The organism is Parviterribacter kavangonensis, from assembly GCF_056863335.1.
Genome location: NZ_JBXPJA010000001.1, coordinates 3,100,917 through 3,112,641 on the forward strand (window position 1 = coordinate 3,100,917; position 11,725 = coordinate 3,112,641).

Below are 11,725 nucleotides of genomic sequence, written 5' to 3' on the forward strand. Positions count from 1 at the left end.
AGCGGGACTGCCGTAGTTCGCCGTACGGCATGCCGTATCGCCGCGGGAGCCCTTCCCTCCGGCCCCTTCGCGCGCGTAGGCTCGCCGCCATGAGGACGCCCCTGGTCGGACGCGACGCGGAGGAGCGTCATCTCGACGAGCTGCTCGCCCGCGCGGTCGAGGGCGAAGGGGCGTTCGTGCTGCTGTCCGGCGACGCGGGCGTCGGCAAGACGCGCCTCGCCGCGTCGCTCGCCGACCGCGCCGGCGTCCCGGTGCTGCGCGGCGCCGCGATCCAGGATCGCACGGCGCCCTACGGCCCGCTCGTCGCGGTGCTGCGCGCGTTCCTCCAGCAGCGGCCCGACGGCCTGAACCAGTGCGGCCCGCTGCGCGACCAGCTCGCGCTGCTGCTGCCCGAGCTGGGCGACGCGCCGAAGCGCGTTGACCGCGCCAGCGTGTTCGAGGCGCTGCGCTGCGCGCTCGCCTCGATCGGTCCCGGCGTCGTCGTCCTCGACGACCTGCAGTGGTCCGACGAGGCGACGCTCGAGGTGCTGCGCGCGCTCGCCGAGCCGTTGCACGCACTGCCGCTGCTCGTGCTCGCGGCGTACCGCTCGGACGGGCTGCCGCGGACGCACGGCGTGCGCCGCCTGCGGCTGGAGCTTCGGCGCGCCGGCCATCTCGACGAGCTGGCGCTGCGGCCGCTCGAGGTGCCCGCCACCTCGGCCCTGCTGCGCAACGCGCTCGGCGGCGAGCCTGCGCGCTCGCTGACCGACGCGATCCACGACCGCACGCAGGGCGTGCCGTTCTTCGTCGAGGAGCTCGCCGCCGCGCTGCGCGTCAGCGGCGCGCTGACGGAGACCCCGTCCGGGCTGGCGCTCGCCGCCGACCGTGACGTGCCGCTGCCCGAGACGGTCCGCGACGCGGTGCTCATCAGCGCGCAGGAGCTCTCGGAGGCCGGGCGCCGAGCGGCCGAGGTCGCGGCCGTCGGCGGGGACATGTTCGACCTCGCGCTCGTCACCACGCTGGCGAGCGGCGAAGGGCTGACCGAGCTCCTCGAGACGGGACTCGTCTGCGAGTGCCCCGGCGCCGCAACCGGCGCGTTCCATCACGCGCTGGCCCGCGAGGCGCTCTACGCCGACGTGCCGTGGCCGGTGCGGCGCGACCTGCACGCGGCGTTCGCGAAGGGCCTCGAGGCGGCCGGCGCGCCCGGACGCGACGTCGCGCCGCACTGGCTCGCCGCGCGGGTCAACGACCGGGCCCGCGAGGCGCTGCTGCGCGCGGCCGCCGAGTCCGAAGCCGTGCACGCGCACATCGATGCGGCCGAGGCGTTCGAGCAGGCGCTGGAGCTGTGGCCCGAGCACGTCGACACCCGCGGCCGCGCCGACGCGCTCGCCCGGCAGGCGCGCTGCTGCCAGCTCGCAGGCGAGCTCTCCGACGCGGCGCGGGCGTACCGCGAGCTCATCGCCGTCGCACCGAGCGCCGAGGCCCACCGCGCGCTCGCGTCGGTGCACGAGCAGCGCGGCGACCTCGAGGCGGCGATCCGCGCCCGCACGACCGCGGCGGAGAGGTTCGCGTCGGACGGCCGGGCGGACGAGGCGGCGGCCGAGCGGCTGGCGATGGCGAACCAGCGCCGGCTGGCGGCGCGGCACGAGGAGGCGATCCGGCTCGCCGAGCAGGCGCGCCGGGACGCCGACGCCGCCGGGCGCCTCGACCTCCGCATCCGCGCGCTCGGCATCGAGGGCATGGCGCGTGCGAAGCACAGCGACTACGAGGCCGGCCTCGAGACGGTGCGCGGCGGGCTGGCGCTCGCGCTCGAGCACGACCTCACCGACGTCGCGGCCGAGCTGTACCAGCGGCTCAGCGTCACGCTCTACGAGGCGGCGGACTTCCGCCGCGCGGAGGAGGCGCTCGACGCCGCGCTCGAGCTGTGCCGGCTGACGCCGAACGCCGACGCGAGCGCGTGCGTCTCCTGCCTCGCCTACGTGCTGCGCGAGCGCGGCGAGTGGTCGCGCGCCGCGCAGATGTCGCGCGAGATGATCGCCGGCGGCACGTCGGTGTTCGTCGCGGAGGGGCTGCTCGGTGCGATCCACGGCGCCGAGGGGAAGTACGCGTCCGCGCGGCGACTGCTGTCGTCGTGCCTGGCGGTCGCGTCGCGCAACGAGCACTTCAACATGACGGTCGACTCGACCGCCGCGCTGGCGCGCGTCGCGGCCGGCGAGGGCGACCGCGCCGAAGCGGCGGCCCGTTCCCGCGCGGTGCTCGAGCGGTGGGAGCACAGCGACGACCGCCACTACGCGCTCGCCGCGCTTCGCTGGGCGGCGCAGTTCTTCGCCGAGGAGGGCGACCGCGCCGGCGCCCACGCGTGCGCCGACGCGCTCAGCCGCTGCGCCGCCAGCACCGGCCACGCCGACGCGCTGGCGGCGCTCGCCCACGCGCTCGCGGAGATCGCGCTGCTCGAGGGCGACGCGGACACGGCCGCCGAGCAGCTCACCCGCGCGGTCGAGCTGCACCGCGATCTCGACATGCCGTACGAGCGCGCGCAGATCCAGCTGCGCGCAGGCGTCGCCCTCGCCGCATCCGGCGAGCGCGACCTGGGCCTCGAGCACCTGGGCGACGCCTACCGGGCGGCGCGGCGGCTCGGCGCCCGCCCGCTGGCAGCGACCGCTGCGACGCGCGTGAGCGAGCTCGGCGAGTCGGTCGCGGAGCGCTTGGGCGTCCGCGCGGAGGCCGACACGCTCGGAGCCGGCCTGTCGCGCCGCGAGCGGGAGGTCATGCGGCTGGTCGCCGTCGGCCGCACGAACCGCGAGATCGCGCGGGACCTGTTCCTCTCGCCGCGCACCGTCGACATGCACGTGCGCAACATCCTGCGCAAGCTCGACTGCCGGTCACGGGTCGAGGCCGCCGGCCGCGCGCGCGAGCTGGGCCTCGTCGCCTGAGCGCGCAGGATCACACAGCGCGTGCGATGCGCCGTCACACGGGTGAGGCGGAAGGTCACGGCATGACCTCCACCACCGCCACCGCCACCGACGAGCTCCGCGAGCTCGACCACCGCCGCAACGACGGCATCGACGTCCACCTCCTGTGGGACCCGCGCGACGACCTCGTCCTCGTCGTCGTCTTCGACGCGAAGACCGGGGACGCGTTCACCGTCGACGTGCCCCGCACCACCCGCGCGTACGACGTCTTCCACCATCCCTACGCATACGCGGCGCGGGGCACCGAGAACGAGAACCGCCGAGTCGAGCGCGCCGAGCACGTCCCGCCGACCCGCGCGCGCACGATGTAGCGGCCGGCCCGCAGGCGGCGCGGCAGCACAGCGCGCAGCGAAGCGCCGCGGGCGACGAACCGGACGCGCGCCGGGCCGCCCCGGCGTGCCGGGCCGACCACGCCCGTGGCCGGCGCGCGGCATCCGGGAGCCTCGATCAGGAGGTGCCAGCCGCGCGCGAAGCGCACGACGCGGGTGCGGGTGCGGGCGGGCGAGACGCGCTCGGGAACCGTCCCGGGAGCGGCGCCGCCGCCACCGCCGCGGGCCGGGATGTCGTCCACGCCGGCAACCGGGGTCGGCGTCGGCGGCGCGAAGTTCCACGTCCGGACGACGCCCTCCGCGGCCTTGCCGGCGAAGCGGTGCGAGCCGTCGCCGATCTCGCTGTTCCAGCCCTGCGCGGACCAGTCCCACCAGTAGATGCCGCGGAACCACGGCTGGCCCGCGAAGACGCGGAACGCCGCCTCGTACGCGCGCGCCTGCGGCTGCTGGGAGACCTCGCCGCCGACCTCGGACCAGTCGGCCGGCGCGGCCGCCGTGCCCAGCCGGCTGCGGTAGCCGAGCTCGGTGAAGACGACCGGGCGCCGCGCCAGCGCGGCGAGCTGCTCGAGGCGCCGCACGTACCCGCGGTCCGACCAGGCCGCGACGAGCGTCTCGACGCGCGGGTTCGGATCGCCCTCCACCAGCGGCATGTAGGCGTCGACGCCGATCAGGTCGAGCGCGTCCCAGAACGTGATCCGCTCGGCGCCGTCGATCCAGTTCGCGGCGAACGTCAGCTGGCCGGTGAAGCGCTCGCGGGCCTCGGCGATCAATGCGCGCCAGGCGGCGGAGTCGACCGACATCGAGGTGAGCTCGGTGCCGACGACGAGCATGTCCGCCCGCTCCTCCTCGGCCATGTCGGCGTAGCGGAGGACCATCGCCCGGTACGACGCCCACCACGTGAGCCGCGCGGTGGGATCGATGTCGCCGCGGAACGTGCCGTCGTCGACGTCGACGTGCGGCTTCATCACCACGCCCATGCCGAACGCGTGGGCGAGGCGCGCCGCGCGCCGAATGGAGTCGTCGGTCGGCGAGCGGCGCGGATCCATCGCGACCCGGCTCGACGTGCGGTCGGCCATGTACCACGTGGGCACGAGGGCGACGCGCGACGTCCCGGTCTGGGCGAGCGCGGCGATCGCCTCCGCGCCGGTCACCGCGCCGTAGGCGCCGGGATCCCACGACGTCAGGTTCGCTCCGCGGTGCCACTCGCGCGGGAGGCCGGGGCCGGTCGCGGCGTCGGCGACCCTCGGGGCGAGGACGAGCAGGCTCGCAGTCATGACGGCCACCGCCGTGCGGAGGTGCAGCACATCCGGGCGATCGGCATCGTCGCCCGGACCTCAAGGTCCGATCGGATCAACGTCCAGGTCATCATCGCTCCAGGTAGTGCCGGGCGAGCACGCGCAGGGCGGCTGCTCGCGGGATGTGCTGATGGCCGGGGAGCCGGCCGACGAGGGAACGGCGCGTCGGCATGAACCACCAGTGCATGCCGGCGAACCACGGGACGCCGGCCCACGCGCGGAAGGTCGCCTCGTACGCGTCCGCCTGCCAGCGCGCCGCGGTGGTCCCGCCGGGCGCGACCTTCCATGGGCGGATCGCGGTCTCGCTCTCGGACGTGTAGCCGACTTCGCCCAACATGACCGGCAGGCCGAAGCGCGCCTGGACCGCGGCGATGCGCGCCATCGGCGGCGCCCAGCCCGCGGCGAGCTCCTCCACCGGCGCCCCCGCCCGCGTCGCGATCGGGAAGTAGCCGCTGATGTCGATGGCGTCGAGCGCGTCCCACCAGGTGACGCCCTCGAACTCGTCCCAGTTGGCCTCGTACGTCACCGCGCCGCGGAAGACGCGCCGCACGTCCGCCACGAGCGCCCGCCACATCGCGTCGCGGCCCGACTGCGACTTCATCTCGCTGCCGACGACGAACGCCGTCGCACCCGCGCGGGCGCCGAGTCGCGCGTAGCGCAGGATGAACCGCCGGTACTCGCCCCACCAGCGCGCGAGGTCGCGCGGCCGCGCGTCGCCGCGCCATCCCCGGTTGCGCAGGTCGACGTACGGCCGAAGGACGACCTGCAGCCGCAGGCGCCGCGCCGTCCGGATCGCGGCCGCGAGGCGGGACGGCCGCACGGTCTGCTGCCCGGGCGCGATGCGGATCGCGCGTTCGTCGTCCTGCATCCACGTCGTGAACAGCGTCACCGAGTTGACGCCGCGCCGGCGCGCGGCGACGAGCGTCCGCTGCGTGGCGACGGGCCCGTACGCGGACGGCCCCCACTCGCCGACGGTCAGGCCCTGCTGCGGCGGCAGGGCCCCGCGCGCCGTGCCCGCCGCGGCGAGCGCGGTGAGCGCCGCCACGATGAGGGTGGCGAGCACGGCGGCGAGACGTTCAAGGGTTGCGTTGCTTCTCGATGACATGGAAGCCCCTTTCCGGACGGACGAAGGCGTAGAGGACCCCGAGCGCCTCGAGCACCGCGAAGACGGGGATCAGCGCGACCTGGGCGACGTAGAGCCGCAGCCGCCGGAAGCGGCTCTTGATCCCGTGGTGGTCCATGTTCAGCCGCAGCCCGACGACGTACTGCGCGATGTAGACGGCGAACGCGAAGCTGCCCGCCACCCAGACCGCGGTCGGCGTCCGGAGGCCCGTCGCGAGGTTGAGGTACGTGTAGATGACGCCGAGCCACGACACGCTCCACATCGCGACGGAGAACGCGAGCGGCACGCGCCAGCGCAGCGGGACCGGAGCATGGCGGACGACCTTCCAGAGGCCGATGAACCAGCGCCGGCGCTGCTTGAGGAAGTCGTGGAGGCGCTGCGGCGCCTGCTCGACGACCACGCCGTCGACCCAGCGGCAGCGGCCGCCGCGCGCCATCTGCTCGAGCGCCCAGAAGGCGTCCTCGGTGATGGACCCCTCGGGACCGACGTCGAACCCGACCGCGCGCTCGACGTCGGTGCGGCACAGCACGAACGATCCGTGGAGCCCGAAGAGCGTCACGCCGAGGCGGTGCTGGATGTAGAAGCGCCCGACGTCGTCGCCCGAGCGGATCGAGTCGGCCAGCGTGAAGAAGCGGTCGCTGTCGAGGCCCCGGTGGTAGAGGATCAGCCCCTGGCCGATGCGCGGCCGCTCCGCGGCGTCCTCCTCCTCGATGGCGGCGTGGATCCCGACCACGAGCGACCGCGTGATGTGCGACTCCTCGTCGAGATGCATGATCCACGTCCGCTCGCCGACGGGTGACCGATCGAGGGCGTACTGCAGGGCACGGGCCTTGAAGAGCGACCCGCGCACAGTGCTGTAGTCCTCCGGGACGACGAGCGCGCGGACGTCGTCCCCGGTGGGCAGGTCGATGGGGACGTCGGTGACGACCTCGACCGAGTACGGGAACGCGGGGATCGCGGCCATCGTCCCGCGGATGTTGCGCACGGTCGCGCGGACGGCATCCGCGTTCGCACCGCGCGAGACGATCCGGAAGCAGACCGGGATGTCGAGCGGGGCCACGACGCGCTCGCCGCCGCGCGGGCGGCGGAACAGCGCGTAGCCGACGAGCGTCGCGGCGGTCACGGTCGCGGGCGCCATCCACGTGACGCTGAGCGCGACGAGGACGTGCTCGAGCAGCGACGAGGCCTGCCGGCCGTCGTCCCAGATCAGCCCTCGCACGGCGACGATCGCGGCGAAGATGAGCGGGATGCCCACGAGCGACCACAGCGGCAGCAGGCAGCGAACGGGCGCCTCGACGTCCGCGCGGAACTCCAAGGGCGACGGCGGCGGCGCGGCGGGGGCGCGCTGGAAGCGCTCCTCGACGGGTGCCGTCGTCGCTCCGAGCATGCCGCCGTCCCAGCGGCCTCGGCTGGTCCACATCTCCCCGATCCCCTTCCTGGCAGTGGCGCACGGAAGGCGCCTCCATCATCCGCATCTCGTCTCTGGATTCCGTCATCCCGATATGAGACGCTGATGTCTCATGGTACCCCCGCCTCGACATCTGCGCCGGGACTCGTCAACGAAGGCTTCTCCGCCGTCGCTGCAGGAGCGGGTGGCGGCCGCGATCGTCGACGCCGCCGCCGGCGTGCTCGCCTCGCGCGGCGAGCAGGCGAGCATGAGCGACGTCGCCGCGGCGGCCGGAGTCGGCCGCGCGACCGTCTACCGCTACTTCCCGAACCGGCAGGCGCTGCTGGAGGCGCTGGCGGCGCACGCCATGGCGGAGGCCGCGTCCCGCCTGGAGGCGGCGCGGCTCGACGACGTACCGGTCGAAGAGGGCGTCGCCCGCGCCGTCCGGGCGCTCGTCGACGTCGGCGACCCGTTCCTCGTCCTCGCCCGCGAGCGCGTGCGGCCGGAGCCGCAGCAGTACGAGCGCAGCGTCCTCGCGCCGCTGCGGCGGCTGGTCGAGCGGGCGCAGGCGAGCGGCGACCTGCGCACCGACGTGCCGGCCGCCTGGCTGACCGAGTCGCTCGTCTCCCTCGTCGTCGGAGTGCTGGGTTCTGTGCCCTCAGCGGGTAGAGAGGACACGAGCGCCGCGGTCACCGGGCTGTTCCTGCACGGTGCGCTGGATCGCAGACCGCGGTCGCGCGACGAAGCGAGGTGAACGATGGACCGACCCGACCGCACCCCGCCGCCGCTCGAGAAGCCGCGCGGCGACGCCCAGGACCTCCGCGAGCTCGTGGAGCACCTGCGGCAGCGCCGGAGCGAGCTGCGCGAGGAGTGGGGGCGCCGCATCCGCGACGCCCAGCTGCTCGAGGTGATGACGACCGAGGAGATCCTCAACGAGGTGACGGCGGTCTACGACAACTACGTCGCCGCACTCGAGACGGGCAGCGTGGAGACGCTGCAGGAGTACGCGCGCGACCTGTCGGAGCGGATCGTCCCCCGCGGGGTCGAGACGCACGAGGTGCTCGGCATCGTGCTGCTCCTACGCGACGTCCTCGCGCGATCGCTGTTCATCGAGTACCGGGACTCCGACGGGATGGACCGCATCCTCGACGCGTACGAGCCCGCCGCCAACCGGATCGCGGTCACCGTCGGCGTCAGCTTCGTGGAGGAGCGCGAGCGGGTCATCCGCGAGCAGCAGGAGGCGATCCGCGAGCTGTCGACGCCAGTCCTCAAGGTGGGCGAGCGGCTGCTCATCCTGCCGATCATCGGGGTCGTCGACACGCCGCGGGCGCGGCAGCTCACCGACCAGCTGCTCGGCGCGATCCAGGCGAACCGCGCGAAGGTGGTCGTGCTCGACATCACGGGCGTCGCCAGCGTCGACCTCACGGTCGCGAACCACCTCGTCCAGACGGTGGCGGCGGCGCGGCTCATGGGCGCCAGCGCGATCATCACCGGCGTCTCGCCGGGCATCGCGCAGACGCTGGTGGACCTCGGCGTCGACCTGGGGATGATGCGGACGGTCGGGGACCTGCAGGGCGGCCTCGAGGAGGCCGAGCACCTGCTCGAGGCCGACCGCGCGCGGACCGCTGCCGTGCCGGGCGACACCACCTGACGAGCCCTGCCATGTCCGTCGCCATCCTCCGACAGGGCGACGTGCTCATCGCGTCGATCCAGAAGGACCTCAGCGACACGGAGGTCCTCGCGCTGCGCGACACGCTCGCTCAGAAGGTCGGAGACCAGCGCACACGGGGCCTCGTCGTCGACGTCGGTGCGCTCGACGTCATCGACTCGTTCGTCGCCCGGGCGCTGCGCTCCATCGCGATCACGACCCGCCTGCGCGGGACCGAGACGATCATCGTCGGCATCCGGCCCGACGTCGCCGTGGCGATGGTCCAGTTCCGGCTGAACCTCGAGCCGCTGCGTGCCGCTCTCGATCTCGACGAGGCGCTGGCGTTGCTGCGGGGCCCGCGGGAGGCGGGCGAAGATGGCCGATGAGGTGCGCATCGCGATCGAGGGCGACGCGGACATGGTCCCGGCCCGCGCGGAGGGCCGCGCCCTGGCCGAGCAGCTCGGGTTCTCACGAACCGAGGCGACGCTGATCGCGACCGCGATCTCGGAGGTCGCCCGCAACGTCGTCGTCCACGTGGGTCGCGGCGAGGTCGTGCTGCAACCGCTCGACGAGGGGCGCCGGTGCGGCCTGCTCGTCGTCGTGCGCGACGAGGGGCCCGGCATCCGCGACGTCGAGACCGCGCTGCGCGACGGCGCCGGCGAGGGGAACGGCCTGGGCCTCGGACTGCCGGGAGCCCGGCGGCTCATGGACGAGTTCGAGATCGACTCCGAACCGGGGCGCGGAACGGCGGTGACCATGCGCAAGTGGCGGATCCGCGACGAGCTCGAGCTGCTGAGGCAGCGGCGTGCACGCGGTCGTTGAGGAGGGCACCACGCCCGCCGTCGAGTGGGCGACCGCGCGCGTTCCCCGCCCGGGTCAGACCGTCCTCGGCGACATCGCCGTCGTCGCGCCGGCGCGCGGGGGTGTCCTGGTCGTCGCGGTCGACGGCGTCGGCCACGGCGTGCCGGCCGCGCAAGCGGCGCAAGCCGCCACGCGGGCGGTGCGCCTCGCCACGCCCGGCGAGCGCGGGGACCTCGTGCGCCTCGTGCGGCGCTGCCACGAGCTGCTTCGCGCGACGCGCGGCGCGGCGCTGGGGCTCGCGCTCGTCGGCGTCCGCGACTCGAAGCTGACCTGGATGAGCATCGGCGGCGTGCAGGGCCGGCTGCTCGCAGCGGGCGGGCGGCTCCCCGAGCGCGGGTCGCTGCGCGCGGTCGCCGGCCTGCCCGGCGAGGAGCTCCCGACGTTGCGGCCTTCGACGTGCCGCCTGCACCGCGGTGACGTCCTGCTGCTCGCCACCGACGGCATCGACCGGCGGTTCGCCGAGGACGTCGATCTCCACGGACGGCCGGCGGCGATCGCGGAGCAGGTGCTCGCGCGGTCATGGCTCGGCAACGACGACGCGCTCGCCATCGTCGCGCGGTACCTCGGAGGCGCGCGATGACCCCGCCGGACGGGGCGCTGCGCGACGCGTACCACCGAGCCTTCGCGGCGTACCTGGCCCGGCCCGCCGAGGACGCGCTGCGGACCGCCTACGAGCTCGGGCGCCAAGCGGTCAAGGAGGGGCTGAGCGTCCTCGACCTCGTCGCCGTCCACCACGATGCGCTCGCCGGCGCGCTCGACGAGGACGAGGCCGCCCCCGCGCACGTGGTGCGGACGGCGGAGCCGTTCCTGCTCGAGAGCGTGGCCTCGTTCGAGATGGTGCAGCGCGGCTACCGGGAGACGCGCGCCGCCGCCGAGCTCGACCGCCGCCAGGCCGCCATCGTGCGGCAGCTGTCCACGTTCCTCGCCGACACGTCGCTCGCCTCGCCGAACCCCGGCGACCTCGAGGAGGTCCTGCGGCTCACCGCCGAGCAGGCGTGCGAGCTGCTCGAGGCCGATCGTGCGGAGGTGGAGGTCTTCGCCGGCCGACACGGAGTCGGGACCGTCGTGGCCTCGGGCGAGCCGGCCGCGGACGGCGCGACGGTGTCCGTCGAGCTCCGCGCGCTCGACGGCACGCCGCTCGGAGAGCTGCGCGTGAACGCGTCCCGCCGGGGCGAGCTCAAGGACGGCGATGCCGCCGTCCTCCAGCACCTCGCGCAGATGGCGTCCGCGGCCGTCGAGCGCGCGCAGCACTACCGGCGCTCATCGTGAGCTGAGCGCACAGCGTTCCAACGCGAGCGTCAAGAACCGATGACGCGAGCGTCTGGCCACTGCCGCTGAACCGTCAAGCATCAGCGCGGCGGCTCGATACAGAGGTCCGTGCCCTGCGTCCCCATCGGGATCTTCGGGAGCTGCGTGACGCGCGATCTGTTCGAGGATCCGTCGCTGCGGCCCCACCTCGCCCAGTACACCTCGCGGTCGTCCGTCATCAGCGCGGTCGCCGCGCCGGTGGCGATCGACCCCGAGCTCGTCCGCCTCGACTCCGCGTTCCAGCGCCGCTGCGTCCTCGAGGACTTCGGCAAGCCGTTCTTCGCGCAGCTGCGCGAGAACGCGATCGAGCACGTCGTCATCGACCTCATCGACGAGCGTTTCGAGGTCGTGCCGACGGACGGCTCGTGCGTCACGCGGTCGTCGGCGTTCGTCGGCGCGGGGCTGGACGCGTCGTTCGAGGGCGCCACCGGCGAGCCCCTGCGCCGCCTCACCGGCGACGCAGCGAAGCTCCTCGACGAGGCCGTCGACGTCTTCTGCGACCGGCTCACGCAGGTGGTCCCCGCCGACCGCGTCGTCGTGCACCGCGCCGGCTGGCTGACGCGCTTCCGCACCGGCTCCGCGATCACGGACTTCCCCGCCGACCGCGCGGCGTTCGCCGAGCGTCACAACGCCGCGCTCGACCGTGCGTACGACCGGCTGGAGGAGCGGCTCGGCGGCGCGCACGTCATCGCGCTCGACCGCGACCGGTACGTCGCCGACGCCGAGCACCGCTGGGACCTCGAGCCCTACCACTACGAACCCGCCTACAACGCCGCCGCCGTCGATCGGCTCCGCACGCTGATCGCCGCGTAGGTCCCCACCG

Annotated in this window: 12 protein-coding genes; 9 read left to right on the plus strand and 3 right to left on the minus strand. The window is 74.5% G+C overall.

Features of this window, described 5'->3' with window-relative positions; translation table 11 throughout:
* Positions 1-89 precede the first annotated feature (89 nt).
* Positions 90-2,912 (plus strand): helix-turn-helix transcriptional regulator, encoded by a 2,823-nt coding sequence (locus AC1UE4_RS15565; protein ID WP_482918150.1) that lies wholly within the window; start codon positions 90-92, stop codon positions 2,910-2,912.
* A gap of 62 nt (positions 2,913-2,974) precedes the next feature.
* Positions 2,975-3,262: a hypothetical protein gene (locus AC1UE4_RS15570; protein WP_482918151.1), complete on the plus strand. Its 288-nt coding sequence runs from the start codon at positions 2,975-2,977 to the stop codon at positions 3,260-3,262.
* Here AC1UE4_RS15570 and AC1UE4_RS15575 read toward each other — a convergent pair.
* From AC1UE4_RS15575 to AC1UE4_RS15585, 3 genes are all read right to left on the minus strand, one after another.
* Entirely contained in the window at positions 3,172-4,584 is a 1,413-nt protein-coding gene (locus tag AC1UE4_RS15575) for a glycoside hydrolase family 113 (protein ID WP_482918152.1), read from the minus strand. The two genes, AC1UE4_RS15570 and AC1UE4_RS15575, sit on opposite strands and share 91 nt — an antisense overlap.
* A gap of 61 nt (positions 4,585-4,645) precedes the next feature.
* Positions 4,646-5,638 carry a glycoside hydrolase family 113 gene (locus AC1UE4_RS15580; RefSeq protein ID WP_482918153.1) on the minus strand — a complete coding sequence of 331 codons (993 nt, stop codon included), beginning with the start codon at positions 5,636-5,638 and terminating at the stop codon, positions 4,646-4,648.
* Between the two features lie 13 nt (positions 5,639-5,651).
* Positions 5,652-7,118, minus strand: a complete 1,467-nt coding sequence (locus tag AC1UE4_RS15585; protein WP_482918154.1) for a glycosyltransferase family 2 protein — start codon at positions 7,116-7,118, stop codon at positions 5,652-5,654.
* A 172-nt stretch (positions 7,119-7,290) separates the two neighbouring features.
* Between AC1UE4_RS15585 and AC1UE4_RS15590 the strand changes: the two genes are divergently transcribed.
* The 7 genes from AC1UE4_RS15590 (at position 7,291) to AC1UE4_RS15620 (ending at position 11,715) form a co-directional block, all read left to right on the plus strand.
* Entirely contained in the window at positions 7,291-7,839 is a 549-nt protein-coding gene (locus AC1UE4_RS15590; protein ID WP_482918155.1) for a TetR family transcriptional regulator, read from the plus strand.
* 3 nt (positions 7,840-7,842) lie between these two features.
* Positions 7,843-8,736, plus strand: coding sequence for an STAS domain-containing protein (locus AC1UE4_RS15595; RefSeq protein WP_482918156.1), 894 nt, complete (start codon positions 7,843-7,845; stop codon positions 8,734-8,736).
* A gap of 11 nt (positions 8,737-8,747) precedes the next feature.
* Positions 8,748-9,119, plus strand: coding sequence for an STAS domain-containing protein (locus tag AC1UE4_RS15600; protein ID WP_482918157.1), 372 nt, complete (start codon positions 8,748-8,750; stop codon positions 9,117-9,119).
* Positions 9,109-9,555 carry an ATP-binding protein gene (locus AC1UE4_RS15605; protein WP_482918158.1) on the plus strand — a complete coding sequence of 149 codons (447 nt, stop codon included), beginning with the start codon at positions 9,109-9,111 and terminating at the stop codon, positions 9,553-9,555. Before AC1UE4_RS15600 ends, AC1UE4_RS15605 begins: the two co-directional genes overlap by 11 nt.
* Positions 9,539-10,174 carry a SpoIIE family protein phosphatase gene (locus AC1UE4_RS15610; RefSeq protein WP_482918159.1) on the plus strand — a complete coding sequence of 212 codons (636 nt, stop codon included), beginning with the start codon at positions 9,539-9,541 and terminating at the stop codon, positions 10,172-10,174. The genes AC1UE4_RS15605 and AC1UE4_RS15610 overlap by 17 nt, the downstream gene beginning before the upstream one ends.
* Positions 10,171-10,863 carry a phosphatase RsbU N-terminal domain-containing protein gene (locus AC1UE4_RS15615; protein ID WP_482918160.1) on the plus strand — a complete coding sequence of 231 codons (693 nt, stop codon included), beginning with the start codon at positions 10,171-10,173 and terminating at the stop codon, positions 10,861-10,863. The genes AC1UE4_RS15610 and AC1UE4_RS15615 overlap by 4 nt, the downstream gene beginning before the upstream one ends.
* A gap of 108 nt (positions 10,864-10,971) precedes the next feature.
* Positions 10,972-11,715 (plus strand): DUF6270 domain-containing protein, encoded by a 744-nt coding sequence (locus tag AC1UE4_RS15620; protein ID WP_482918161.1) that lies wholly within the window; start codon positions 10,972-10,974, stop codon positions 11,713-11,715.
* Positions 11,716-11,725: the final 10 nt, after the last annotated feature.